Raw genomic sequence first — 24,907 nt, 5'->3', positions numbered from 1 at the left:
CGTGCATCTGAAGACCCTGACCGTCCGCGGCTTCAAGTCCTTCGCCTCAGCCACCACCTTCGAGTTCGAACCCGGAGTGACCGCCGTGGTCGGCCCCAACGGCTCCGGCAAGTCCAACGTGGTCGACGCGCTGGCCTGGGTCATGGGGGAGCAGGGGGCCAAGTCCCTGCGCGGCGGTTCGATGGAGGACGTGATCTTCGCCGGCACCGCCGAGCGTCAACCGCTGGGACGGGCGCAGGTGGCGCTGACCATCGACAACGCCGACGGCGCGCTGCCCATCGAATACTCCGAAGTGACCATCTCGCGGACCATGTTCCGCACCGGCGGGTCCGAGTACACCATCAACGGTCGCAGGTGCCGGCTGCTCGACATCCAGGAGCTGCTCTCCGACTCCGGACTCGGACGAGAGATGCACGTCATCGTCGGCCAGGGACAGCTGGACCAGATCCTCCAGGCGACCCCGGAGCAGCGTCGCGGATTCATCGAAGAGGCGGCCGGCGTCCTGAAGCATCGGCGCCGCCGCGAACGGTCGGTGCGCAAGCTCGACTCCATGCAGGGCAACCTGGACCGCCTCGAGGACCTGATCTCGGAGATCTCCCGCCAGCTGGCGCCCCTGGGCCGGCAGGCCAAGGTGGCCAGACGGGCCCAGCGGATCCAGTTCGACGTGCGCGACGCCCTCTCCCGAATCATCGCCGACGACCTGGTGACCGCCGCCACCGCCCTGCACGAGTCAGGCCAGGGCGAGGAGGCCGATCGGGGCCGCGCCGAGCAGCTGCGCGACGACGTGCGGAGCCGGGACGCCGAGATCGCGGAGCTCGACGGTCGGGCCCGTGCGGCCCGGCACCTGGATCAGCGGCTGGTCGCCGGACACCACCGACTGGCACAGGTCCAGGAACGGCTGCGGTCGACCGCCTCGGTCGCCGCCGAGCGGGCCCGCAGCCTCTTCGACTCCGCCGTCGTGCCCGACGCCGGACGGGACCCCGAACGGCTGCGGCAGCAGGCGGCGCAGGTGGAGCGGGACGCGGAGGTGCAGCAGACCGAGACCGACGACGCCGCCGCGGCGCTCACTGCGGCCTCCGAGGTGCGGTCCGCCGCAGAGGACCGGCTGCGTACCGAGGAGAACCGCATCACCGAACTCCTCCGCGCCGCCGCGGACCGGCGGGCCGGCCTGGCCACGCTGCGGGGACGGGTCGAAGCGGCCGAAGGTCGGATCGAGGCCGCCGCGACCCGTCGCAGTCGGGCCCAGGCCCAGCGTGAGGAGGCTCGGGGCGTCCGCGAGGAGGCCCGGTCCCGGTTCGCCGAGCTGGAGCAGACGGTCGGCGGAGTCGAAGCCGGTGAAGCCGACCTGGACCGAGCCTATGAGGAGGCGGCGCGTCGCCGAGACCACCTCGTCGACGAGCACGAAGCCGCGGTCGCCGAGCACCGACGCCTGGAGGCGGTGGTGGGGGAGCATCGGGCCGCCCTCGGCGGGCTGGAGGCCGCCCGCGCCCCGCGCGACGGCGGAGCGGCGCTGCGGGACGGGGCGCCGCCGCAGCTTCGGGATGCGGTGCGCGGCTCCTTCGCCGAGCGGCTGAGCGTGGCGTCGGGATGGGAGACGGCGGCCGCCTCCTGCCTCGGCAGTCTGGATGCCGCGCTGGTGGCCGAGGACGCAGAGTCCGCCGCAGCCGCGGTGCGCTGGTTGGCCGACCAGGACGCCGGACGAGCCCACCTGGTCCACCCCGACCCGAGCGGGCGGCCCGCGGATCCCCCCGCATCACGCCGAACCCGGCTGCCGGACCAGGTGCGGTGGGCCCTCGACGTCGTCGAGGCCCCCGAGGAGCTCGCCGCTCCGCTGCACCGCCTCTTCGGGGCCACCGTGTTCGTCGCCGCCGACCCGCCCCGGTCCGCCGAGGAGATCGCCGAGCAGATGCTCGAGCGCGACGACGTCGACACCGCGGCCACCGCGGATGGACAGATCCTGCGGGCCGGCGAACGGATCGGAGGCACGGGACTGGCCGGCTCCGACGTGGCCGTCACCGCCAGGATCCAAGAGGTCTCCGCGGCGCTGGAGACCGACGAACAGGAGCTGCGCCGGGTGGCGGACACCCTCGCCGCCCGTCGGGATGCCGCGGATGAGGCCTCACGCGAGGTCGATCAGGCCCTGGAGGCGCTGCACGGAAACGACGCCGAGCTCACTGCCGTCACCGATCAGCTGGGACGGCTCGGTGCCGACTCCGAGCGGGCCGCCGAACGGATCCGCACCGCCGAGGTCGAGCTCGAGGAGACCGAGAGGATCGCACGAGAAGCCTCCGAGCAGCTCGAGGAGGCGACGCGGCGGCTGGCGGCCGCGGAGTCCGACGAGGTCGAGGACGACCCCTCCACCGACGAGCGGGACCGACTGGCCGAGGACGCCGCGACCCGACGTCGGGAGGAGGTCGACGCCCGGCTCGGTCTGAGGGCCGCCGAGGAGACGCACGCCCAGCTGGTGGACCGTGCGGCCGGGCTGCGCCGCAGCGCCGCAGCCGAGGAGGCCCGCAGGCAGGAGGCTCGCCGGGAGGCCGAGCGGCGGGAGGCGGGAGGTCGCCGGGCACAGGACGTGGGCGCGCGCGCCGAAGAGGCCGTCGAGCGTCTCGACGGGATCCTGGGCCGGGCCCAGCAGGCGCAGGAGGCCGCACGGTCCGAGCATCGGAGCCTGTCCGAGGAGATCGAGACTGTCCGGAACGCACGCACACAGCTCGCCGCAGAGCTGGACGAGGTCACCGACAGGCTCCACCGTGCGGAGGTCCGTCGCACCGAGCTGCGCCTGAACCTCGAGTCCGCCGAACAGCGTGGCCATGAGGAGCTCAGCCTCAGCGCCGAGTACCTGATCGAGCACTACGGGCCGGACCAGCCGGTCCCCGATCCGGAGGCGGAGCCCCCCGAGGCCCCGGCCGACCGGAGCGCCGAGGATGACGGCGGGAACGCGTCGACGTCCTCGCGCCCCTACGACCGAGCCGAGCAGGAGGACCGACTGGTACGGGCGCGCAGGGATCTTCGCGCCCTGGGCAAGGTCAATCCGTTGGCGCTTGAGGAGCATGCCGCACTCGAGGAGCGCCACACCTACCTGCAGCAGCAGCTGGCCGACGTGCAGGCCTCCCGACAGGACCTGCTCGACATCATCGCCGACGTCGACTCCACCGTGGAGTCCGTGTTCACCCAGGCGTGGGAGGACACACGAGGCCAGTTCGAGCACGTGTTCGCCCGCCTGTTCCCCGGCGGAGAGGGACGTCTCGAGCTCACCGACCCGGAGGACATGCTCAACACCGGGATCGAGGTCCATGCCCGGCCGCCCGGGAAGCGGATCCGCCGCCTCTCCCTGCTCTCCGGCGGCGAACGGTCGCTGACCGCAGTGGCCCTGCTGGTGGCCATCTTCAAGGCCCGGCCGAGCCCCTTCTACGTCATGGACGAGGTCGAGGCCGCGCTCGACGACACGAACCTCTCCCGGCTGCTGGTGATCTTCGAGGAGCTGCGCGCCTCCTCGCAGCTGATCGTCATCACCCACCAGAAGCGCACGATGGAGATCGCCGACGCGCTCTACGGCGTCTCCATGCGTCAGGACGGTTCGACCCGGGTCGTCTCGCAGCGCCTGCGCCGCGACGGCACGGTGGAAGAGGGCGCGGAACAGAACGACGGGTAGTTGTGTTACGCAACCTCGGGTCGATGGACCGGCCCCGGACAGACGGAGCACGACGACGGCGAGGAGCGGCAGATGGCCGAGGCGGAGACGACCACCCCGGAGCCGGTGAGGATCCCGCCCGAGCTGAAGGTCATGATCGGCGCCTCGTTCATCGTCGCCATCGGCTTCGGCATCGTGGCTCCCATCCTGCCCCAGTACGCGTCCGACTTCGGAGTCTCCGCGCTCGCCGTCTCTGCAGTGGTCTCCGCCTTCGGCCTGTTCCGCCTGCTCTTCGCTCCGCTGTCCGGGCGGCTGACGCGCACCCTGGGAGAGTCACCGGTCTATGTGGTCGGCCTGCTCATCGTCGCGGCCTCGATGATCGCCACGGCCTACGCCCCGACCTACGAGCTGCTGCTGGCCTTCCGCTCGGTGGGGGGGATCGGCTCCACCTTCTTCACCGTCGCCGCCATGACCTTCCTGGCTCGGAAGTCGCCCCCGCAGATCCGCGGCAGGGTGGCCGGCGCCTTCGCCTCGGCATTCCTCATCGGCAACGTGGCCGGGCCGCTGCTGGGGTCCGGCCTGCTGACCTTCGGCCAGCGGGTGCCGTTCCTGGTCTACGGAGGCGCGCTGATCGCGGCCGCCTCCATCGTGTTCTTCATGCTGCGCAGATCCCGCCTGGAGGACCGGAAGACCAAGGACGAGCGTGAGGTCACCACCCTGCGCACGGCCTGGGCCCATCCGTCCTACCGTGCGGCCCTCACCGCCGCCTTCGCCAACGGCTGGGCCACCTTCGGAATGCGGAACTCCATCGTTCCGCTGTTCGCCGCCTCGGCGTTCGCCGGCACCGGCTGGATCGTCGACTCCGGACAGCTGGCAGGGGTCGTGCTGGCCGCCTTCGCCGCGGGCAACGTCACCGCCGTGCTGGTGTTCTCCCGACGCAGCGACGTCGCAGGACGGCGCCGCCCCATCATCCTCGGACTGGTCATCGCCGCGGCCTCCACCGCGGTGTTCGGCCTCGCGCCGCATCCGCTGGTGCTGGTCGTGCTCAGCATCGTGGCCGGAGTCGGCACCGGACTGGTCAATCCGGCACAGCAGGCGGCCCTCGCCGACATCGTCGGCGAGGGCCGCAACGGCGGTCAGATCGTCTCCACCTTCCAGATGGTCCAGGACTCGGGAGCCATCGTCGGACCCCTGCTGGCGGGCGTCCTGGTCGACCGGTTCGGCTACTCCTGGGCCTTCGCGATCACCGGTGTGATCCTCATGGTCGGAGCCGCCGCCTGGTCCCGGGCGCCCGAGACGCTCACGCGGGCCCGGTCCCGGCCGGGTGAGGGGTGAGCTCCGTCCGCGCCCGCGCCTGCTCGTCCGAGTCTCCGCCCCGGGGCACCGCGGCGCTGAGCAGGTCGTCGAAGACGTAGGCCGATTCGTCGTGCTGGGCGGCGTCGATGCCGCGGGCCTCCTCCTCGGGAGGGATCCGGAAGCCGATCGCGGCGTGGATCGCCGCGCCGATGACCAGAGTCATCACCACTGTGAAGCCCAGGGTCACCGCGCACGCCACCAGCTGAGCCACCATCAGTTCCGTGCCGCCTCCGAGGAGCAGGCCGGAGCGCTCCCCGTCGATGAGCTCGGCGCGGCCCACCAGGCCGATGGCCAGGGTGCCCCAGAGTCCCGCCACGAAGTGGAGCCCGACGACGTCGAGCGTGTCGTCGAACCCGAGGCGGTACTTCAGCTCGACCGCGAGGCAGCAGACCGCGCCGGCGACCCCGCCGATGACGATCGCGCTGACCGGATCGACGAAGGCGCAGGCCGGAGTGATGGCCACCAGGCCCGCGACGATCCCTGACGCCGCACCGAGGGCGTTGGGGCGGACGCCGCGCAGCCGCTGCGTCAGCAGCCAGGCCACCAGGCCGGCGGCCGGAGCCAGCAGCGTGTTGACCCAGATGAGCCCGGCCTCTCCGGCCTCCTCGGCCGCACCGGTGTTGAACCCGAACCATCCGAACCACAGCAAGGAGCAGCCCAGCAGCACGAAGGGGGTGTTGTGCGGACGGTGCAGCTCCCGACGGTCGAAGGTGCCGCGCTTGCCCAGGATCAGCGCCAGGACCAGGGCGGCCAGGCCGGCGCACATGTGGACGACCAGTCCTCCGGCGTAGTCCACCGCCTCTCCGAGGGCGTCGCCGATCGCACCGCCCTCGACCAGGAGGCCGCCGTCGCCCCAGACCATGAACGCCAGCGGGCAGTACACCAGCGTCACCCAGACCGGGACGAAGACCATCCAGGCGGAGAACTTGGCCCGGTCTGCGACGGCGCCGGAGATCAGTGCCACGGTGATGACGGCGAAGGTCGCCCCGAAGCCGATGCCGATCAGCGCTCCGGGATCCTCAACCAGTGTGCGGTAGAGCCCGAAGTCGGTGAGCGGGTCGCCGAACACGCCTCCGATCGAATCGCCTTCGGCCACCGAGGCGCCCCACAGCGCCCACACGATCGCCACCAGGCCCATCGCGGAGAAGCTCATCATCATCATGTTGACCGAGGCCTTCGCCTGGGTCAGTCCGCCGTAGAAGAAGGCCAGTCCCGGCGTCATCAGCAGGACCAGCGCCCCGGCCACGATCAGCCACACATCGAGAGCACCCAGTTCCATCCCAACCTCCCGGTCATCGGTGCCCTCCGATGCGGATCACCGGAGGGCGGCTGGGACCTATGATCCGCCCGCCATGTTTCGGGACGGGCTCACCGGTGTTTCGTCTGTGTAAAGCGCGTGGGGAGAGGGGCGCCCCCGGGGCGCGGCCGGAGGCGGTCGGCGGCTCAGCGGTTCTCGAGCAGCGCGTCGACGAAGCTCTCGGCCTCGAAGGGGGCGAGGTCGTCTGGCCCCTCTCCGAGTCCGACCAGCTTCACCGGCACGCCCAGCTGGCGCTGGATCGCGACGACGATGCCGCCGCGCGCCGTGCCGTCGAGCTTGGTGAGCACGATGCCGGTGACGTCGACGACCTCGGAGAACACCTTGGCCTGGCTGAGGCCGTTCTGTCCGGTCGTCGCATCGAGCACCAGCAGGACCTCGTCGACCTCCGAGCGCTTCTCGACGACGCGCTTGACCTTGCCCAGCTCGTCCATCAGGTTCGCCTTGTTCTGCAGGCGTCCGGCGGTGTCGACCATGACCACGTCGGCCTCATGCTCGATGCCGGCCTCGACGGCGTCGTAGGCCACCGACGCCGGGTCGGCGCCCTCGACGTCGGACTTCACCGTGGGCACGCCCACGCGGGCGCCCCAGGTGGAGAGCTGTTCTGCGGCGGCGGCGCGGAAGGTGTCGGCGGCGCCGAGCACCACGTCCTTGTCCTCGGCGACGAGCACACGAGCCAGCTTGCCCACCGTGGTGGTCTTGCCCACGCCGTTGACGCCCACGACCATCACCACCGAGGGACGGCCGGCGGCGTCGAGGTTCAGGCTGCGGTCCAGCGTGGGGTCGATGAGGGCGGTGAGCTCATCGTGGAGCATCGCGCGCACCCGCTCCGGGTCCGTGGAGCCCTCCACCGTGACCCGCTCGCGCAGCCGGTCGACCAGCTCCATGGTGGGCTCGGTGCCGAGGTCGGCGGTGAGCAGGGTCTCCTCGATCTCCTCCCAGACGTCTTCGTCGATGTCGTCCGAGGAGAGCAGGGCCAGCAGCGAGCGGCCGAAGACGTTGTTCGAACGGACCAGTCGGGCGCGCAGCCGCGCGAGTCGGCCGGCCACCGGCTCCGGGGTCTCGATGCCGACCTCGGCCGCCTCCGCGGTGTCCACGGTGTCGACGCCCTCGGTCTCCTCGGCCGCACCGCGCTGTGCGGTCCCACGCTCGGCGACGGCGACGTCGCCCTCGGACTCCGAGCCGGCACCGGGAGCCGGGTCGTCGGCGTCCCGCGTCTCGGGGTAGTCCTCGAGGCCCCGGGCACGACCGGCCCGAACGAAGAGGAGGCTGACCAGGCCGACCAGGACGGCGGCCAGAACGATGAAGAGAATCAGTACCTGGGAATCCACCCGTCCAGTGTGGCACAGCCGGATCCCTCACCGATGCCGGCGGTTGGTACCCTGGATCTCCGATGCCGCAGGCCCGACGCGCCTGTGACGACGACCTCCGACGGACCCCACGAACCAAGGACCGACCACCCCGTGTTCAACTCCCTCTCCGACCGCCTGACAGCCACCTTCAAGAACCTCAAGGGCAAGGGACGGCTCAGCGAGGCGGACATCGACGGCACCGCCCGAGAGATCCGGCGGGCGCTGCTCGACGCCGACGTCGCCGTGCCGGTGGTCCGTCAGTTCATCGCCAAGGTCAAGGCCCGGTCGCTCGGCGCCGAGGTCTCCGAGGCGCTGAACCCCGGCCAGCAGGTCGTGAAGATCGTCAACGAGGAGCTCGTCGGCATCCTCGGCGGGCAGACCAGGGAGCTGGCGTTCGCCAAGCAGCCGCCGACGATCATCATGCTCGCCGGCCTCCAGGGCGCCGGAAAGACCACCCTCGCCGGAAAGCTCGCCTACCGGCTGAAGAACCAGGGCCACACTCCGCTGCTGGTGGCCTGCGACCTGCAGCGTCCCAACGCGGTCAATCAGCTCCAGGTCGGGGGGCAGCGCGCCGGCGTGCCCGTCTACGCACCGCACCCGGGCGTCTCCTCGGAGGCCGAGACCGCCACCGGCGACCCGGTCGCCGTCGCCCGGGACGGAGTCGCCCAGGCGCGTCAGGCCCTGCACGACGTCGTCATCATCGACACCGCCGGCCGCCTCGGCGTCGACGAGGAGCTGATGCGCCAGGCGGGCGACATCCGGACCGCGGTCGGTGCGCACGAGGTGCTCTTCGTCATCGACGCGATGATCGGTCAGGATGCGGTCGCCACGGCCCAGGCCTTCGACGAAGGTGTGGACTTCACCGGTGTGGTCCTCTCCAAGCTCGACGGCGATGCACGAGGCGGTGCCGCGCTGTCGGTGGCGTCGGTGACCGGGAAACCGGTCATGTACGCCTCCACGGGCGAAGGTCTGAAGGACTTCGAGGTCTTCCACCCCGACCGGATGGCGCGGCGGATCCTGGACATGGGCGACGTGCTCTCGCTCATCGAGCAGGCCGAGGCGTCCTGGGACCGGGACGAGGCCGCCAAGATGGCCAAGAAGTTCGCCGACCAGGAGGACTTCACCCTCGAGGACTTCCTCGCCCAGATGCAGCAGCTCAAGAAGATGGGCTCGATGAAGAAGCTGCTGGGCATGATGCCCGGCGCCCAGGGCATGCGTCAGCAGCTGGACCAGTTCGACGACTCCTCGCTCGGCCGCATCGAGGCGATCATCTATTCGATGACCCCCCACGAGCGTGCCGCCCCGAAGATCATGAACGGGTCCCGCCGGGCCCGCATCGCCAAGGGCTCGGGAGTCCACGTCTCCGAGGTCAACCAGCTCCTCGAGAGGTTCGGCCAGGCCCAGAAGATGATGAAGCGCATGGCCTCGGGAGGCGGTATGCCCCAGGGGATGCCCGGTATGGGAGGGGGCATGCCCGGCGGTGGGATGCCGCCGGGAATGGGCGCCGGCGGTGCCGGAGGGGCCAAGTCCAAGCGGAAGCAGCAGCAGACCAAGGGGAAGAAGAAGGGACGCTCCGGCAATCCGGCCAAGGCCGCCCAGCAGGCGCGCGAGGCGGAGCAGCGGCGGGCCGCCTCCGCCGAGAAGCGCTTCGACGGCTCCAGCTTCGGAGGCTCGGGCGGAAGAGAGTTCACTCCGGAGGACCTCGACCTGCCGAAGGGCTTCGACAAGTACCTCAGGTGAGGGACTCGATGTGAGCGCCCGACGCGGCCTCCGGGATGAGGCGTGTCGTGCCGAATCGCATGCGCATCGCGTCGCCCGGGGTTTTCTGGCACACTGTACAGGTACTTTGGTCGGCGGCGGACACCCTCTACCTCCGCGGCGCGACCATCGTCGTCAGCGGTCGCATCGACTGAGCAGCAGTCCCCACGCAGCCCGATGCCGGACCGCGCCCCCTGATACGAGCAACAGGAGTGGACCACAAACGTGGCAGTGAAGATTCGCCTCAAGCGGATGGGCAAGATCCGCGCACCGTTCTACCGCGTCGTCGTCATGGACTCCCGCGCCAAGCGCGACGGAGCCGCGATCGAGCAGATCGGCAAGTACAACCCGATCGAGGAGCCCTCGTTCGTCGAGATCGACTCCGAGCGCGCTCAGTACTGGCTCGGCGTCGGCGCGCAGCCGACCGAGCAGGTCCTGGCGCTGCTGAAGGTGACCGGCGACTGGCAGAAGTTCAAGGGCCTCGACGGAGCCGAGGGTCGTCTGAAGTCCCAGGCGCCGAAGGACGAGTTCGTCGCACCCGAGAAGGGCTCGGTCGTCGTCGAGAAGTCCGAGGAGCCGGAGGCCCCCGCCGAGTCGGAGGAGCCGACCTCCGGGACCGACGAGTCGTCCGAGGCCTCCGCTGAGGCGCCCGCCGAGGACGCCGACGCCGAGAAGGCTGAGTGATCCATGTCTGCTGACGCCGTGCTGACCGACGCCCTGGAGCACCTCGTCCGCGGCATCGTGGACTCTCCCGACGACGTCGACGTGCGTCGGAAGTCCGGTCGCCGCAACGACGTCCTCCAGGTCCGCGTGCACCCGGACGACCTGGGCCGGGTGATCGGTCGGGCCGGGCGCACCGCCAAGGCGCTGCGCACCGTCGTCGGAGCTCTGCCCGGCGGCGAGGAGGTCCGGGTCGACGTCGTCGACACCGACCGCCGTCGCTGACCGGGACCGAAGGCGGCGACAGCAGATGAGCACCGACCGTCCCCCTCGGGACCGACGGCACAGCGACCCGCAGGCCCAGCGCCTGCGGGTCGCTCGCATCGGCAGACCCCACGGCGTCCGCGGCGAGGTCACCGTGCAGCTGTTCACCGATGAGCCGGAGACCCGGCTCGCCCCCGGTGCCGAGCTGACCCGCACCCCCGGGCGCGACACCGAGGACCGTGGGACGACCACCCTCACCGTGCGGACGCAGCGCTGGAACAAGGACATCTGCCTCCTCGGCTTCGAGGAGGTCGCCGACCGCAGCGCCGCCGAGGCGCTGCGCGGCTCCCAGCTCCACATCGACGTCGCCGACGACCACGACGAGGGCTGGTACTCCCACCAGATCGCCGGGCTGAGCTGCCTCTCCGGACACGAGCACGACCGCGGTGAGAGCCTGGGCACCGCCGAGGAGATCCTCCCCGGTCCCGCCCAGGACCTCCTGGTGGTCCGCACTCCGGACGGCGGAGAGGTCCTGGTGCCGCTGGTGCAGGAGCTGGTGCCCACCGTGGACCCCGCCGCCGGACACATCATCCTCACCCCGCCGCCGGGCCTGTTCCCCGCGGAGGACCCGCGATGATCGGGCGCATGCGGATCGACCTCATCTCGATCTTCCCCGAGTTCTACGACGTCCTCGACCTGTCCCTCATCGGCCGGGCTCAACAGGACGGCATCCTGGACGTGCGACGACACCAGCTCCGCGAGCACACCGCGGACCGGCACCGCACCGTCGACGACACCCCCACCGGGGGCGGGGCGGGCATGGTCATGAAGCCCGAACCCTGGGCGCTGGCCCTCGACGACGTCCTCGCCGGGGCCTCCGGGCGCCCGACCCTGATCATCCCCACCCCTGCCGGGGCGGTCTTCACCCAGCGCACCGCCGAGGACCTCGCCGCCCGAGACCATCTGGTCTTCGCCGCGGGACGGTACGAGGGGATCGATCAGCGCGTGACCGAATGGGCCGAGGACGGCTTCGACGTGCGTCCGCTGAGCATCGGGGACTACGTGCTCAACGGGGGAGAGGTCGCCGTGATCGCCATGGTCGAGGCCGTCACCCGCCTGGTGCCCGGAGTCATCGGGAATCCCGCGTCCCTGGACGAGGAGTCGCACTCGGACGGTCTGCTGGAGTACCCCGTCTACACCAAGCCCGCCGTCTGGCGGGGCATCCCGGTGCCCGAGGTGCTGCTGTCCGGCGACCACGCGAAGATCGCCGCGCACCGCCGCGAGCAGCAGATGCGGCGCACCCGCGACGTCCGCCCCGACCTCTACGCGCGCCACCTGGCCCGACGCGGGGGCGATCTGGCATAATCGTGCCCTGCGCCTGCCGGACGATCCGATCTGCCATGGGGGACGGACGTCGACAGCAGCCGCCCGCCCCGCAGTCCGCGCGGGGACGGAGCACCTGAGTCTCAAGACCGGCATCGGCCTGCCGATGCACGCCCGCGCTGCGCGCGGGCACCGGTCAGTGACAGTACGGACCTCTGACCTGTGGCAGTCGTCCGAGGAGAAGACATGAAGCCTCTCGACTTCGTCGACGCAGCCAGCCTGCGCACCGATGTGCCGGAGTTCGACGCCGGCGACACCGTCAACGTCCACGTGAACATCATCGAGGGTCGGACCTCTCGTGTTCAGGTCTTCAAGGGCTACGTGATCGGTCGTCAGGGCGCGGGCGTCGGTGAGACGTTCACCGTCCGCAAGATCTCCTTCGGCGTGGGGATCGAGCGCACCTTCCCGGTGCACTCCCCGGTCGTCGAGAAGATCGACGTCGTCGCCCGCGGCGACGTCCGCCGGGCCAAGCTCTACTACATGCGCGACCGCCACGGCAAGGCCGCGCGCATCCCGGAGAAGCGCGAGTCTGCGATCGCACGTCAGCTGGGCGAGGACGTCGAGTCCTCGGTCGAGGCCTGACGGCCGTTCCGCAGACCCGCGGGCCGTGGCGTCCGCGAGTCCGGACGCCCCACTCATGACGGCACCCGCAGGCCCCGAATCCGCCGGAGACACCGGCCGGGTTCGGGGCCTGCGTCGTGAGAACCGGCGTGAGGACCGTCGTGAGGACCGTCGTGAGCACCGTCCGCCGCGTCTCATCTCCGGTCTCCGGCTGCGCCACCTGCTGCTCATCACCGCGGTCCTCGCCGTCCTCGCAGTCGCCGTGCTCCGCAGCCTGGTGGTCGACGTCTATACGGTCCACCAGGACTCGATGCATCCGACCCTCGCCGACGGTGAACGGATGCTGGTCGACCGGACCGTCGGGGAGGGCGACGTCGCACGGGGCGACGTGATCGTCTTCGACGGGACCGGCTCCTTCACCCCCTACGACGGCGATGCGGGTGCGGCGGGTCAGACGCTGGCCCGCATCGGACACTGGTTCGGGATCGGCTCGCCCCCGGAGACCTACGTCAAGCGTGTGATCGGTGTCGAGGGCGACCGCATCACCTGCTGCGACTCCGACGGGCGACTGACCGTCGACGGCGAACCCGCGCATGAGACCTACCTGGGCCGGAGCGTGTCGTCCGAGGACCCCGCCTCCCGCACCGAGTTCGACGTGGAGGTGCCCCCGGGACGGCTCTGGGTGATGGGCGACAACCGTCATGACTCGGTGGACTCCCGCGACCTCCTCGGCGCCCCGGGCGGGGGGATGATCGGTGAGGATCGGGTCATCGGCGAGGCCGCCGAGGTCTTCTGGCCCTGGTCCGACCGGCGCGGCATCGCCGCAGGCCAGTCAGCGGCCCCGTCATCGGTCCTGTCCTCAGCCGAGGCCGACCGTCCGGAACCGGTGCGATGCCGATAGACGCCACACTCATCCCGGAGCTCCGGCTGGCTGCGCGCACCGGTGCGCGGTTCGTCGCCGGCGTGGACGAAGTCGGCCGCGGGGCGCTCGCCGGTCCGGTCAGCGTCGGGGTGACGGTGCTCGATCTGGAGCATCCCGAGATCGCCGACGCGGACGACGGCGTCTGGCCCGTGCTCGCCGGGGTCCGAGACTCCAAGCAGCTCACCGCCCGCGCCCGCACGCGCTGGGCGCCGACGGTGCGCGAGTCCGCGGCCGCGTACAGCGTCCAACATCGCGCCGCGCACCGGATCGACGAGATCGGTCTCTCCGGCGCGCTCCGCGAGGCGGGGCTGGCCGGCCTCCACGACTCCGAATCACGGTTGGGACTCCGCATCGACGCCGTGATCGTCGACGGCTCCCACGACTGGCTGACCGGCGGGAGGTCCGCGCGCGTCACCGCCATGGCGAAGGCAGACACCCTGGCGCTGTCGGTCGCCGCCGCCAGCGTGCTGGCCAAGGTCGAACGCGACCAGCTCATGGAGGAGTTCGCGGCGACCCATCCGGACTACGGCTGGGAGTCCAACCGCGGCTACGGCTCGGCCGCCCACCGGGAGGCGTTGGCCCTGCACGGACCGACCAGTCTGCATCGACTCAGCTGGAATCTCATCACCCAGGCCTCCGAGTCCTCCACAGAGTCCCGCTGAGGCTGAGTCTGCTCGTCCCTCTCCACAGGGGACCCCGGGACGCTCGCCCCCGCTGACCGACGGTCGGCACAGTGGACCGCAGATGACGACCGGGCATCGGGCCCGGGGCGTCCGAGCGGCCGGGAGGGCGGAACACGCCCGACCGGGGGAGGAGCTGAGCGGCGATGCGTGCCAAAGATCGGACCGGGCTGATCGGAGAGGAGCTGGCCGCCGACCACCTGCGACGGGCCGGTCACCATGTGATGGAGCAGCGCTGGCGGTGCCGCCGAGGCGAGCTCGACCTGATCACCTTCGACGAGGACGTGCTGGTGGCCGTCGAGGTCAAGACCCGCCGGGGTCGCGGATACGGGCATCCGGCCGAGTCGATCAGCCCGGAGAAGCTGCGGCGTCTGCACCTCCTGCTGGCCGACTACGCGGTCCACAGCGGCGCCGGTCGTCGCCGGCGACGGGTCGACGTCGTCTCCGTCATCCTCGGTCCCGCAGGGGCGGAGCATCACGGCGCTCCCGTGATCGACCACCTCGAGGATGTGCGGCGATGACGATGGGGCGCGCCCGCGGGGTCACACTGGTCGGTCTGGAGGGCCATCTCATCGACGTCGAGGCCGACATCGGGCAGTCGCTGCCCGCATTCGTGCTGCTCGGACTGCCCGACGCATCCCTCCGGGAGAGCCAGGACAGGATCCGCGCGGCGGCGAAGAACACGGGAGTGGGCCTGACCGACCGGCGACTGACGGTCAACCTGCTCCCCGCCTCGCTGCCGAAGTCCGGCTCCGGCCTGGACCTGGCGATCCTCATGGGTGCCTGGGCCGCGGACGGTCGGGTCCGCGGCACCGAGCATGTGGCATTCCTCGCGGAGCTCGGACTGGACGGTCGGCTGCGCCCGGTCCGCGGTGTGCTTCCGGCAGCGGCGGCCGCAGCACGCGCAGGGGTCGAGACCCTCGTCGTGAGCCGGGCCGATGCCGCTGAGGCGACCCTCGTCTCCGGTCTGACCGTGCTCGCCGCCGACCATGCGGCTGAGGTCCTTGCGGCGTTCGCCGTCCCCGAGAAGGTCCGCCAGGACCTGCACCGCGCCGGATTCCACCTGGACGAGCTCGCGCCCGACCGCTGCGCGGGGCCGAGCGCCCCTCGTGACGAGCCGCCGGCCGCCGGGACCGCAGAGATGCCGGACCTGGCCGACGTCCGGGGTCAGCATGAGGCGCGTCTGGCGCTGGAGGTCGCCGCGGCCGGAGGGCACCATCTGCTCATGATGGGCCCGCCCGGCGCGGGCAAGACGATGCTCGCCGAGCGGCTGCCGAGCATCCTCCCGCCGCTGGACGACGAGGCCGCCACGGAGGTCACCGCCATCGCCTCGGTCGCCGGAGGGACGGGCCCGGTCACAGCCCTGCGACGCCGGGCGCCGTTCGAATCGCCCCACCACAGCGCCTCGACCGCATCTCTGATCGGCGGCGGAACCCGCATCGCCGGTCCCGGTGCCGTGACACGGGCCCACCGCGGCGTGCTGTTCCTCGACGAGGCGCCCGAGTTCCCGCGATCCACCCTCGAGGCGCTGCGCCAACCGGTGGAGACCGGCGGCATCACCCTGCATCGGGCCGCCGGAGCGGTCACCTACCCGGCCGAGTTCCAACTGGTGCTGGCGGCCAACCCGTGCCCCTGCGGCATGGCTTCGGGAGCCGGGACCTCCTGCACGTGCTCCTCCGCCCAGCGCCGGGGCTACGCCGCGAAGCTCTCCGGCCCGCTGCTGGACCGGATCGACATCCAGGTCCAGGTCGAGCGGCCTCGCTCGGCCACGATGGCCCGCGACACCGGCGGCGAGGGGTCGGCAGCGGTGCTGGGACGGGTCCGTGAGGCCCGTCGAGTCCAGGCCGATCGGCTGTCCCCGTGGTCGCTGACCACCAATGCGAGGGTGCCTATGAGCCTGCTGACCTCGCATCTGCGGCTGCCGCCGAGGGCCACGGCGCAGCTGGACGCCTCCCTGGACCGTGTCGGGATGTCGCTGCGCGGATATGCCCGGACGCTGCGCCTGGCATGGACGTTGGCCGATCTCGCCGGGTCCGACCGACCCGACGGTGACACCGTCGACGCCGCCATGCAGCTGCGGCAGACCGCAGAGGACAGGAGCTGACCCATGGACGAGAGACGACGCGCCCGAGCCGCGCTGAGCCGGCTCATCGAGCCCGGTGACCTCCTGGCCGGAGCCCTGGTGGCAGAAGCCGGCCCCGAAGCCGCGCTCGCCGCGGTCCGCTCCGACACCGACCCCGGTGAGGCGCTGCGCACCCGCGTCGGGGTGCGTGCCGAGGCTGCGGGACTCGGTCCGCGGCAGCGGGACCTGCGCGCGGGGCTGACACGATGGCGGACCAGACGGGGACGGGCCGACCCCGACGAAGACCTCGCACGGATGGACGCGGCCTCAGGCGGGCTGATCATTCCGGAGGACGACTGCTGGCCGACGAGCTTGGACGATCTGGGCCCGGCGGCACCCGTGGCGCTCTGGTACCGCACATCCGGCCGTCCTGCGCATCGGCTGCCTGCGGTACGGCGCAGCGTCGCCGTCGTCGGCTCGCGGGAGATCACCGACTACGGGCTGAGGGTCACCTCGGAGATCACTGAGGACCTGGTCCGACACGGTGTCTGCGTGGTCTCAGGCGGGGCGTACGGGATCGACGCCGCGGCGCACCGCGCCGCTCTGCGGACCGGGATGCGGGTGACCGAGGAGACGGATCGAACCCCCGCGGAGGGCACCGAGGACCAGGCCGCGGAGACCGCCCCGACCGTCGCGGTGCTGGCAGGGGGACTGGACCGCTGGTACCCGGCGGGCAATGCGTCCCTGCTGCAGGGCATCCTCGACCACGGGGTCCTGCTCAGCGAGCTGCCGCCGGGATGCGCTCCGACCAGACATCGGTTCCTGCAGCGCAATCGTCTGATCGCCGCTCTCGCAGCGGCCACGGTGGTGGTGGAGGCACGATGGCGCAGCGGCGCGCAGAACACCGCATCGCACGCCCTGGGGATCGACCGCCCGGTCGGCGCCGTGCCGGGAAGCGTCTACTCGGCCTCTTCGGCGGGCTGCCACCGGCTGCTGCGCAGCACGCCGGCCCAGGTCGTCACCGACGCCGCCGACGTCGCGGAACTGATGGCCCACGGGCGGCTCTCCGAGACCTGGGCCGACGCGGCCGAAGCCGTCGACGCGGGAACGGGGCCGCAGGAGCGGCCGCTGCTCAGCGCCGAGCAGCTGGCCGCCGGTCACACCGGGCCCACCAGTCCGGCGGCCCGAGAGGCGGTGGTGGGGCCCGACCAGCGTCCGGAGGACGGCCTGTCGGCGCCTGACCGCCTCCTCTACGACGCCCTGCCGGTGCGGGCACGTGCGACACCTGGGCGGATCTCCGAGGCGGCAGGGGTGCCGCTGACCCGGGTCCTCGGAGGTCTGAGCCGTCTGGAGCGCTCAGGTCTGGCCGATCAGGTCGAGGGGCGCTGGCGGAAGTCGCGCCGTGCTGGTCCGGGCCGGGCCGCACCACCTCGTTAGACTCCAGGTATGGTCGCCGCACAGGAACCGGACCCGCTGCTCGAGGAGTTCGTCGAGCATCTGGTGCACGAACGTGGTCTCTCCGAGCACACCGTGCGCGCCTATCGCAGCGACCTGAGCCAGCTTGCCGACAGTGCCGGACCGCTGCGGCGCATCGATCTCCCCGCACTCCGGACGTGGTTGGCGGAGCTCCACACGACCGGGGCGGGACGAGCCACGCTCAACAGGAAGACGGCCTCCGCACGGGCCTTCACCACATGGGCCCACCGCAGCGGCCATCTGGCCGAGGACCCCGGCGTCCGACTGCGCACCGCCGGCCGCGGAGGCCATCTGCCCCAGGTCCTGCAGCGGCAGCAGATCGAGGAGCTGCTGAGCCTGCTGGGGGACCGGACGGCCGAGGCCGAGCAGCGCCGTCAGCAGGCCGAGGAGGCGGCTCGACCGGCGGCCTCGGCGGCGTGGGCTGCGGCCCTCCGGGACCTCGCCCTGGTCGAGCTCCTCTACGCCACCGGAGTCAGGGTCTCCGAACTGGTCGGGCTCGACCTCGACGACGTCGACCACGGACGGCGGCTGATCCGAGTCCTGGGCAAGGGCGACAAGGAACGGATGGTCCCCTACGGGGTCCCTGCGCAGCACGCCCTGCGAGAATGGCTCGAGCACGGACGTCCGGTGCTCGCAGGACCACGGTCGGCCCGGGCGATCTTCCTCGGCCGACGCGGCTCCCGCATCGATCCGAGGGTCGTGCGCGCCATGATCGACGACGCACTCTCTACACTCGGCACCACATCGGCCCGCGGCCCCCACGCGCTGCGGCACACAGCGGCCACGCACCTCATCGACGGAGGCGCCGACCTGCGCACCGTCCAGGAGCTGCTGGGACACGCCTCGCTCTCCACCACTCAGCTCTACACCCACGTCTCGGTGCAGGGACTCACCGAGGCCTACGGACAGGCCCATCCGCGCGCCTGAGGGGCGAAGAGCTGTTAATCGCACGACCATGCTGTTAAGCTGAACGCGGCACCACCGGGAGGGACCCTCCTGCTCAGCGGAACAGAGACCGTTGGCAATAGGGGTCCACCTCATGCACAATTGGTGCTCGAGCAACTTCATAGCAGTCCATCACTCCGGACGATGCTGCAGGACGTAGGGGAAGACGTACCGACAGCACGATGGAGGATGGATATGTCTGACCACACGGCCCGGGGTGTCCTGCACATCCATTCGGCGCCCGGTGCCCTCTGCCCGCACGTCGAATGGGCGGTCGGCTCCGTCGTCGACGCACGGCTGGACATCCGATGGGAGGCCCAGGCGGCCGCCCCCGGCACCTTCCGCGCCGAACTCTTCTGGCGCGGCCGCCAGGGTGTGGGCGCCACGCTCGCCTCCACGCTGCGCGGACTGTCGCACCTGCGCTTCGAGATCACCGAGGACGCCTCTCCCGGCTGCGACGGAAGCCGCTGGTCCCACACCCCGGAGCTCGGCATCTTCCATGCCACCATCGACTCCCACGGCAACATCATGGTCTCCGAAGACCGGATCCGCTACGCCTATGAGATGGGCGCCGGCGACCCGTCGGCGGTCTACCAGGAGCTCTCACTCGCCCTGGGAGAGGCCTGGGACGACGAACTCGAACCCTTCCGCCACGCCGCCGAAGGCGCGCCGGTTCGCTGGCTCCACCAGGTCGGCTGAACCACCCACCCACTGCTGACCCGGACCGAGCACCGCGCGATCCCCTCCATCATCGCGCGACCCGGCACCGGAGATCGGCCCCCACAGACCCGCCGCCATCCGCTTCCCGCAGCGCGGCATCCCTTCCCATCACCGCACCGACGGCCCCTCCGCTCAGATCCGGAGGGGCCGTCACCTCCGTCCCGGCGGTCGAGGTGAACCTGCGCCCGGGGACCGACTAGGATGGCCCGGCATCCGAAACAGCATCCATCCCGCATAGGAGCGCCGAGTGGACATCCTCATCGACCTTCTGAAGATCCTGCACTTCATCGGACTGGCCTTCGTCCTCGGCGGCGCCGTCATCCAGGGACGCCCCAAACCGCCCCGCGAGCAGCGGGCCCTGAACAAGGGCATCCTGCACGGCTCCTACCTCATGCTCATCTCTGGAGTGCTGCTGGTCGGCATCTTCGAGACCTACGCGGGATCGCCCGAGCTCGACCACATGAAGATCGGGGTCAAGACGTTGGTCCTGCTCGCGATCTGGGCCATCGCCTTCTTCAACCGACGGCGCGTCCCGGTGGCCGGATGGGTGCTCGGATCCATCGCCGGGCTCACGGTGCTGAACATCGTCCTGGCCGTGGTGTGGTGATCGTCCCGGGAGCCCGGGAGACCGAGACACGTCGGCCCCGAGGCCGCCCGCAGCGGGCGGCCTCGGGGCCGATGCGCGTCTGAGGCACCTGTCCGGGTGCCGTCGGAGTCAGGCGTTCCGGAAGGCCACCACGGCGTTGTGGCCGCCGAAGCCGAAGGAGTTGCACAGCGCGACCTGATCGCCCGGGGGCAGCGCGCGCGGCTCCCCGGTGACCACGTCCAACGGCATGTCCGGGTCCTGGTTGTCCAGGTTGATCGTCACCGGAGCCCGCCGCTCGTGCAGGGCCAGGACCGTGAGCACCGACTCCACCGCGCCGGCGGCGCCGAGCAGGTGCCCGGTCTGCGACTTCGTGGCCGAGACGGCGAGATCGTCCACGTGGTCGCCGAACGTGGACCGCAGCGCCGCGTATTCGGGCCGGTCCCCGACCGGGGTCGACGTCGCGTGGGCGTTGATGTGGGTGACCTCGTCGACCGAGGCGTCGGCGGAGTCCAGCGCCCGGCGCAGGGCACGGGCGGCGCCGGAGGCCTCCGGGTCCGGAGCGGTGATGTGATGCGCGTCGGACGTGACCCCGGAGCCGGCTAGCACGGCATAGATCTTCGCACCGCGTGCCGCGGCGTGCTCCTCGGTCTCCACGATCAGAGTGCCGGCGCCTTCGCCCATGACGAATCCGTCGCGGTCGACGTCGTAGGGGCGGGAGGCCGCGGCCGGGTCGTCGTTGCGGCGGGACAGCGCCTGCATGGAGGAGAACGCCGCCAGGCAGACCGGGTGGATCGCCGCCTCCGCGCCGCCGGCGATGACGACGTCAGCCTCTCCGGCGGTGAGCTGTCGTATGGCGATGTCCAGCGCCTCGGTGCCCGAGGCGCAGGCTGAGACCGCGGTCCGTGCCGCGGCACGGGCGCCGAACTCCATGCTCAGGGCGCCGGCGGACCCGTTGGGCATGAGCATGGGCACCGTCATCGGCATGACCCGCCTCGGGCCCTTCTCCTTGAGGGTGTCCCAACTGTCGAGCAGCGTCCACACGCCGCCGACGCCGGTGCCGTAGGCCACGGCCAGGCGATCAGGGTCCACGTCGGCCTCGTCCAGACCGGCGTCCTTCCAGGCCTCTCGGCTGGCGACCATGCCGAACTGGGTGGAGCGGTCCATGCGTTTGGTCTCCGGGCGGGCGAGCACGTCGGCGGGCTCGACCTCCACGGTGGCGGCGAACGAGACGGGGAGGGAGAACCTCTCGACCCAGTCGTTCTCCAGGGTCGAGGCGCCAGGGGTGCCGACGAGGGCGTTCTGCCACAGGGTCGGCACGTCGCCGCCGATCGGAGTCGTGGCTCCCAGGCCGGTGATGACGAGACGGCGTGTCATGGGTATACCTTCGGTGTCAGGTGGTCTGAACTGTGGTTGCAGGAGTGCTGGTCGCGGCGGACGACGCCGACGGGCGACGTCGTCCGCCGCGCGGACACTGAGGCTGAGGGCTCAGCCCTGCGCGTCGGCGATGAAGTCGACGGCGTCGCCGACGGTCGAGAGGTTCTTGACCTCTTCGTCCGGGATCTTCACGTCGAACTTCTCCTCGGCGTTGACCACGATGGTCATCATCGAGATGGAGTCGATGTCCAGGTCCTCCGTGAAGGACTTCTCGAGCTGGACCTCCTCGGTCTCCAGACCGGTCTCCTCGTTGACGATCTCGGCGAGCCCGGTGAGGATCTCGTTCTTGTCAGCCATCGGCCGTTCCCTTCTCTCGGTTCATCTGTGTCGTTCTTGGCCTCAGGTGTCCCCTGATGCTCTTCGTCCGCTCCGTGGGAGCGGGACGTCTGTGGCCGCCTCGGCGGCGGCTCGTCGCGGCGCGGGCGCCGCGGAGGTCACGGCAGGCGCACCACCTGTGCTCCGTAGACCAGGCCGGCGCCGAAGCCGATCTGCAGGGACAGCCCTCCGGAGAGCTCGGGATGCTCCTGCAGCAGACGATGGGTGGCCAGCGGGATCGATGCGGCCGAGGAGTTCCCGGCCTCGGCGATGTCCCGGCCGACGTGGACGTGCTCCGGCAGGCGCAACTGCTTGGCCATCTCATCGATGATGCGCATGTTCGCCTGGTGCGGGACGAAGGCGACGAGGTCCTCGGCGGTGACGCCGGCCTCGTCCAGAGTCCGCTTGGCGACCTTGGCCATCTCCCACACGGCCCATCGGAACACCGTCTGGCCGTCCTGGCGCAGGGTCGGCCACAGGGTCCGCTCCGGCGCGGTCAGCGGCGAGGGGTCGCCCGTGCGACGCACCTCGGCCACAGCGTCGCGCAGCGGCAGCAGGGACCCGTCCATCGACACCGCGCCCCACTTGTCTCCGTCGGATCCGATCACCGACGGCGAGATGCCCGGAGTCTCGGAGGGGCCCACCACCGCGGCGCCGGCCCCGTCGGCCAGCAGGAAGGAGATCGAGCGTTCGTGGTGGTCGATGAAGTCGGAGAGCTTCTCCACGCCGACGACCAGCACGTGGCGGGCGAGTCCCGAACGGACCAGGGCGTCGGCCTGGGCGATGGCGTAGCAGTAGCCGGCGCAGGCGGCGGAGATGTCGAAGGCCGCGGCCGGGGTCGCCCCGATCCGGTGGGCCAGGTCGGCGGCCGCGGACGGGGTGGCGTAGGGGTGGGTGACCGTGGAGACGAGCACCGCATCGATCTGCGAGCCGTCCAGGCCGGCCGCGGAGATGGCCTCGGCTCCGGCCTGATGGGCCAGGTCGACGACGGAGACGTCCTCGGCGGCCCGGTGACGGGTGCGGATCCCGGTGCGCTGGCGGATCCACTCGTCGGAGGAGTCGATCCATTCACAGATCTGTTCGTTGTCGACGATCTGGTCGCCGCGGGCGGCGCCCATCCCCATCAGTCGGGAGGCGGCCGCGGGGATCGGCTGGTTCAGGGTGGCGGTCACGGTCTCGGTCCTCGTCTTCTCCACTGGCTTACGACATGTCCTCCGGTGCGTCGGCGGCGCATCCGGCGCGGTCTCAGGCGGTGTGCTCCTCGATGAAACCGCGTGCGGCCTCGAGATCCTCCGGGGTCCTCACCGCCAGTGCCGGGGTGCCGCGGAGTCCGCGCTTGGCCAGGCCGGTCAAGGTGCCGCCGGGGAGCAGCTCCAGCACTCCGGTGACTCCGAGCGAGGCCATGGTCTCCATGCACAGGTCCCAGCGCACGGGCCGGGTGACCTGACCGACGATGCGCTCCAGCGCATCCGCTCCGGTGTCTGTCACCTCGCCGTCGCGGTTGGACAGCAGCCGCACGGTGGGGTCCCGCGGCGAGCAGTCCTCCGCCTCGCGGGCCAGCGGCTCCCGCGCGGGCGCCATGTGCTCGGTGTGGAAGGCCCCGGCGACCTTCAGCGGGACCACCTTGGCCCGGGCCGGGGGCTGCTCGGAGAGGGCTGCGATCTGCTCGACCGTTCCGGCCGCGACGATCTGGCCCGGGGCGTTCCGGTTCGCCGGCGTCAGTCCGGCCGCCCCGATGGCCTCCAGGACCTGCTCCTCGACGCCGCCGAGGACGGCGGCCATCGAGGTCGGGGTCGCCGCGGCCGCCTCGGCCATGCCGGCGGCCCGCACCCGGATGAGCCGCAGGGCCTCCTCCTCGGTGAGGACTCCGGCCAGTGCGGCGGCCGGGATCTCCCCGACCGAGTGCCCGGCGACCAGGCTGTTCGGCGACGGCGCCGCCTCCCGGTTCGCCGGAGCCAGGCCCAGCGCGCGGGCGGAGAGCAGCGCGGCGGCCACCAGCAGGGGCTGGGCGAGGGCGGTGTCGCGGATGGTGTCCTCGTCGGACTCGGTGCCGTGCCGGACCAGGTCCGTCTGCGCGGCCTCCGAATAGGACTCCAGTGCGGCGCGCGAGTCGGCGTCCTCGAGCCACGGGGCGAGGAATCCGGCGGACTGGGAGCCCTGTCCCGGGCAGATGATCGCTAGCACACTACCAACTTTCCATACGCGCTCGGCCGACAGCGGGAGAACCGCGGACCAACCTCGCGGACAACGTTTGTCGAGATCCTACAAAACTGTCGCTGGGCAGAGAGTCTACAGGCGACCCACCGCCAGAGCGGTCTGCAGGACGTAGGCGTCGCGCGGTTCGGTGGGATCCCACCCGGTGAGGTCGCAGACCCTGCGCAGCCGATAGCGCACGGTGTTCGGATGGACGAACAGCTCCCGCGCCGTGGCCTCCAGCGAGTGGCCGTCCTCGACGTAGGCTCCGACCGTCTCCAGCAGCGCATTGCCGGCGGACTCGAGGACCTCGAAGACTCCGCGGCGCAGAGCCGCCCTGGCCGCCTCGTCGCCGGCCAGGGCGCGCTCGGGGAGCAGGTCCTCCGCGGCGGCCGGGTTCGGGGCGCGCCGCCAGGCCGCGACGGCTGAGAACCCCGAGTTCGCGGCCTGGGCGCAGGGCGGTGCCTCGCTGATCGGACGGTCCGTGGTCGAGTACACCACCGAGCCGTCGCCGAAGCGCGGCATCACCCGTGCCAGCCCCTCCTGCAGGTCGGTCACCCCGCCGAGCAGCAGCACCAGCCGGTCGCCCTGGACCCCGACGACGGCGTCGGCGGCGAATCGGACGCACTGGCGGCGCAGCTCGGAGATGAACACCGCGTCGGCCTGCACCGGGGCCCGCCCGACCACCACGGCCACCCCGCCGGTGGAGCGCCAGCCCACCGCAGAGGCCCGCGAGTCGATCTGGTCGCGGGACTCGGCGCGCAGGACGGCGTCGACCAGCAGGGCCTCGAGTCGGGAGTCCCAGGCCCCCCGGGACTCGGCCGCGCGTGCGTAGACGTCGGCGACGCCGAAGGCCACCTCCCGGGAGTACCTGAGGATGGCCTCCAGCATGGGACGGCGGTCCGGCTCGGCCAGCATGCCGGGCAGGCTGCGTTCGACCTCCTCGACGATGGAGCGGATCAGCTGCAGGGCCCGCTGCAGGGAGATGCTGCGCATCAGGTCCGTGGGAGCGGAGCCGAGCAGGTCGTTCACCAGCGGCATGTGACGGGACTCCGGGTTCTCCAGCCAGTTCAGGAGTCCCTGGATGCCGCGCTGGGCGATCAGACGCAGCGACGCCCGCTCATCGGTGGTCAGCTGCATGTACCAGGGCAGAGCCGCCTCGAGGTGCCGGTTCACCGCCGTGGTCAGGGTGCCGACGTGGGCACGGAGCCTGTCCAGGGCGTCGTCGGAGAGCATCGAGGTCAGCTGCTCCCGCGGAGCGTCGTCGACGGTCATGACAGGGAGCCTATGC

23 protein-coding genes are annotated in these 24,907 nt (G+C 71.4%); 16 read left to right on the top strand and 7 right to left on the bottom strand.

Annotated features, from left to right (window positions below; genetic code table 11):
- Position 1 precedes the first annotated feature (1 nt).
- On the top strand, positions 2-3,655 hold the full coding sequence (smc, locus tag N7E59_RS04210; protein ID WP_261623654.1) for a chromosome segregation protein SMC: 3,654 nt from the start codon (positions 2-4) through the stop codon (positions 3,653-3,655).
- Positions 3,656-3,727: 72 nt separating this feature from the next.
- Positions 3,728-4,969, top strand: coding sequence for an MFS transporter (locus tag N7E59_RS04205; RefSeq protein WP_261623653.1), 1,242 nt, complete (start codon positions 3,728-3,730; stop codon positions 4,967-4,969).
- Here the strand turns inward: N7E59_RS04205 and N7E59_RS04200 are convergent.
- Together N7E59_RS04200 and ftsY are read right to left on the bottom strand one after the other, a co-directional pair.
- Positions 4,935-6,269 carry an ammonium transporter gene (locus N7E59_RS04200; protein ID WP_261623652.1) on the bottom strand — a complete coding sequence of 445 codons (1,335 nt, stop codon included), beginning with the start codon at positions 6,267-6,269 and terminating at the stop codon, positions 4,935-4,937. The genes N7E59_RS04205 and N7E59_RS04200 overlap by 35 nt on opposite strands.
- 164 nt (positions 6,270-6,433) lie before the next feature.
- Positions 6,434-7,636 carry a signal recognition particle-docking protein FtsY gene (gene ftsY / locus N7E59_RS04195; protein WP_261623651.1) on the bottom strand — a complete coding sequence of 401 codons (1,203 nt, stop codon included), beginning with the start codon at positions 7,634-7,636 and terminating at the stop codon, positions 6,434-6,436.
- A 132-nt stretch (positions 7,637-7,768) separates the two neighbouring features.
- On the opposite strand from ftsY, the gene ffh reads away from it, so the two are divergent.
- The 14 genes from ffh to N7E59_RS04125 all read left to right on the top strand — a co-directional run bounded on the left by ffh (position 7,769) and on the right by N7E59_RS04125 (position 19,695).
- Positions 7,769-9,397 carry a signal recognition particle protein gene (gene ffh / locus N7E59_RS04190; RefSeq protein ID WP_261623650.1) on the top strand — a complete coding sequence of 543 codons (1,629 nt, stop codon included), beginning with the start codon at positions 7,769-7,771 and terminating at the stop codon, positions 9,395-9,397.
- A 243-nt stretch (positions 9,398-9,640) separates the two neighbouring features.
- Positions 9,641-10,099: a 30S ribosomal protein S16 gene (gene rpsP, locus N7E59_RS04185; RefSeq protein WP_261623649.1), complete on the top strand. Its 459-nt coding sequence runs from the start codon at positions 9,641-9,643 to the stop codon at positions 10,097-10,099.
- Between the two features lie 18 nt (positions 10,100-10,117).
- Complete coding sequence (locus N7E59_RS04180) at positions 10,118-10,360, top strand: RNA-binding protein (RefSeq protein WP_261623714.1); 243 nt, start codon at positions 10,118-10,120, stop codon at positions 10,358-10,360.
- A 25-nt stretch (positions 10,361-10,385) separates the two neighbouring features.
- The gene (gene rimM, locus N7E59_RS04175; RefSeq protein WP_261623648.1) at positions 10,386-10,976 is read left to right on the top strand and encodes a ribosome maturation factor RimM; all 591 of its coding nucleotides are present in this window, start codon (positions 10,386-10,388) and stop codon (positions 10,974-10,976) included.
- Positions 10,977-10,984: 8 nt separating this feature from the next.
- Positions 10,985-11,704, top strand: a complete 720-nt coding sequence (trmD, locus tag N7E59_RS04170) for a tRNA (guanosine(37)-N1)-methyltransferase TrmD (protein ID WP_261623647.1) — start codon at positions 10,985-10,987, stop codon at positions 11,702-11,704.
- Positions 11,705-11,908: 204 nt separating this feature from the next.
- Positions 11,909-12,304 (top strand): 50S ribosomal protein L19, encoded by a 396-nt coding sequence (gene rplS, locus N7E59_RS04165; protein WP_261623646.1) that lies wholly within the window; start codon positions 11,909-11,911, stop codon positions 12,302-12,304.
- 55 nt (positions 12,305-12,359) lie between these two features.
- Entirely contained in the window at positions 12,360-13,184 is an 825-nt protein-coding gene (lepB, locus tag N7E59_RS04160; RefSeq protein WP_261623645.1) for a signal peptidase I, read from the top strand.
- Positions 13,175-13,867 (top strand): ribonuclease HII, encoded by a 693-nt coding sequence (locus N7E59_RS04155; RefSeq protein WP_261623644.1) that lies wholly within the window; start codon positions 13,175-13,177, stop codon positions 13,865-13,867. Before lepB ends, N7E59_RS04155 begins: the two co-directional genes overlap by 10 nt.
- Positions 13,868-14,031: 164 nt before the next feature.
- Positions 14,032-14,406 (top strand): YraN family protein, encoded by a 375-nt coding sequence (locus N7E59_RS04150; protein WP_261623643.1) that lies wholly within the window; start codon positions 14,032-14,034, stop codon positions 14,404-14,406.
- Positions 14,403-15,989, top strand: a complete 1,587-nt coding sequence (locus N7E59_RS04145; protein WP_261623642.1) for a YifB family Mg chelatase-like AAA ATPase — start codon at positions 14,403-14,405, stop codon at positions 15,987-15,989. The genes N7E59_RS04150 and N7E59_RS04145 overlap by 4 nt, the downstream gene beginning before the upstream one ends.
- A gap of 3 nt (positions 15,990-15,992) precedes the next feature.
- The gene (locus N7E59_RS04140) at positions 15,993-17,384 is read left to right on the top strand and encodes a DNA-processing protein DprA (RefSeq protein ID WP_261623641.1); all 1,392 of its coding nucleotides are present in this window, start codon (positions 15,993-15,995) and stop codon (positions 17,382-17,384) included.
- A 9-nt stretch (positions 17,385-17,393) separates the two neighbouring features.
- Positions 17,394-18,350 (top strand): tyrosine recombinase XerC, encoded by a 957-nt coding sequence (locus N7E59_RS04135; protein WP_261623640.1) that lies wholly within the window; start codon positions 17,394-17,396, stop codon positions 18,348-18,350.
- 213 nt (positions 18,351-18,563) lie between these two features.
- Positions 18,564-19,067 (top strand): DUF3145 domain-containing protein, encoded by a 504-nt coding sequence (locus N7E59_RS04130; RefSeq protein WP_261623639.1) that lies wholly within the window; start codon positions 18,564-18,566, stop codon positions 19,065-19,067.
- A 268-nt stretch (positions 19,068-19,335) separates the two neighbouring features.
- Positions 19,336-19,695, top strand: coding sequence for a hypothetical protein (locus tag N7E59_RS04125; protein WP_261623638.1), 360 nt, complete (start codon positions 19,336-19,338; stop codon positions 19,693-19,695).
- Between the two features lie 108 nt (positions 19,696-19,803).
- Here the strand turns inward: N7E59_RS04125 and fabF are convergent, their stop codons facing one another.
- The 5 genes from fabF to N7E59_RS04100 all read right to left on the bottom strand — a co-directional run bounded on the left by fabF (position 19,804) and on the right by N7E59_RS04100 (position 24,891).
- Positions 19,804-21,048, bottom strand: a complete 1,245-nt coding sequence (fabF, locus tag N7E59_RS04120) for a beta-ketoacyl-ACP synthase II (RefSeq protein WP_261623637.1) — start codon at positions 21,046-21,048, stop codon at positions 19,804-19,806.
- 111 nt (positions 21,049-21,159) lie between these two features.
- Positions 21,160-21,405, bottom strand: coding sequence for an acyl carrier protein (locus N7E59_RS04115; RefSeq protein WP_261623636.1), 246 nt, complete (start codon positions 21,403-21,405; stop codon positions 21,160-21,162).
- A gap of 137 nt (positions 21,406-21,542) precedes the next feature.
- Positions 21,543-22,547: a beta-ketoacyl-ACP synthase III gene (locus N7E59_RS04110; RefSeq protein ID WP_261623713.1), complete on the bottom strand. Its 1,005-nt coding sequence runs from the start codon at positions 22,545-22,547 to the stop codon at positions 21,543-21,545.
- Positions 22,548-22,668: 121 nt separating this feature from the next.
- Positions 22,669-23,607: an ACP S-malonyltransferase gene (locus N7E59_RS04105; RefSeq protein WP_261623635.1), complete on the bottom strand. Its 939-nt coding sequence runs from the start codon at positions 23,605-23,607 to the stop codon at positions 22,669-22,671.
- Between the two features lie 105 nt (positions 23,608-23,712).
- The gene (locus N7E59_RS04100) at positions 23,713-24,891 is read right to left on the bottom strand and encodes a PucR family transcriptional regulator (protein ID WP_261623634.1); all 1,179 of its coding nucleotides are present in this window, start codon (positions 24,889-24,891) and stop codon (positions 23,713-23,715) included.
- Between the last annotated feature and the right edge of the window lie 16 nt (positions 24,892-24,907).

Source organism: Nesterenkonia marinintestina (assembly GCF_025420485.1).
Classification (GTDB): Bacteria; Actinomycetota; Actinomycetes; order Actinomycetales; family Micrococcaceae; genus Nesterenkonia; species Nesterenkonia marinintestina.
Note: the sequence above shows the minus strand (reverse complement) of the source record. Positions and strands in the feature narration are given on the sequence as shown.

Coding starts and splice junctions, on each gene's coding strand:
- N7E59_RS04205 (WP_261623653.1), top strand. CDS start 3,728: ATGGCCGAGGCGGAGACGACCACCCCGGAGCCGGTGAGGATCCCGCCC.
- N7E59_RS04200 (WP_261623652.1), bottom strand. CDS start 6,269: ATGGAACTGGGTGCTCTCGATGTGTGGCTGATCGTGGCCGGGGCGCTG.
- rimM (WP_261623648.1), top strand. CDS start 10,386: ATGAGCACCGACCGTCCCCCTCGGGACCGACGGCACAGCGACCCGCAG.
- trmD (WP_261623647.1), top strand. CDS start 10,985: ATGCGGATCGACCTCATCTCGATCTTCCCCGAGTTCTACGACGTCCTC.
- rplS (WP_261623646.1), top strand. CDS start 11,909: ATGAAGCCTCTCGACTTCGTCGACGCAGCCAGCCTGCGCACCGATGTG.
- lepB (WP_261623645.1), top strand. CDS start 12,360: ATGACGGCACCCGCAGGCCCCGAATCCGCCGGAGACACCGGCCGGGTT.
- N7E59_RS04155 (WP_261623644.1), top strand. CDS start 13,175: ATGCCGATAGACGCCACACTCATCCCGGAGCTCCGGCTGGCTGCGCGC.
- N7E59_RS04150 (WP_261623643.1), top strand. CDS start 14,032: ATGCGTGCCAAAGATCGGACCGGGCTGATCGGAGAGGAGCTGGCCGCC.
- N7E59_RS04145 (WP_261623642.1), top strand. CDS start 14,403: ATGACGATGGGGCGCGCCCGCGGGGTCACACTGGTCGGTCTGGAGGGC.
- N7E59_RS04140 (WP_261623641.1), top strand. CDS start 15,993: ATGGACGAGAGACGACGCGCCCGAGCCGCGCTGAGCCGGCTCATCGAG.
- N7E59_RS04135 (WP_261623640.1), top strand. CDS start 17,394: ATGGTCGCCGCACAGGAACCGGACCCGCTGCTCGAGGAGTTCGTCGAG.
- N7E59_RS04130 (WP_261623639.1), top strand. CDS start 18,564: ATGTCTGACCACACGGCCCGGGGTGTCCTGCACATCCATTCGGCGCCC.
- fabF (WP_261623637.1), bottom strand. CDS start 21,048: ATGACACGCCGTCTCGTCATCACCGGCCTGGGAGCCACGACTCCGATC.
- N7E59_RS04115 (WP_261623636.1), bottom strand. CDS start 21,405: ATGGCTGACAAGAACGAGATCCTCACCGGGCTCGCCGAGATCGTCAAC.
- N7E59_RS04110 (WP_261623713.1), bottom strand. CDS start 22,547: ATGGGGATGGGCGCCGCCCGCGGCGACCAGATCGTCGACAACGAACAG.
- N7E59_RS04100 (WP_261623634.1), bottom strand. CDS start 24,891: ATGACCGTCGACGACGCTCCGCGGGAGCAGCTGACCTCGATGCTCTCC.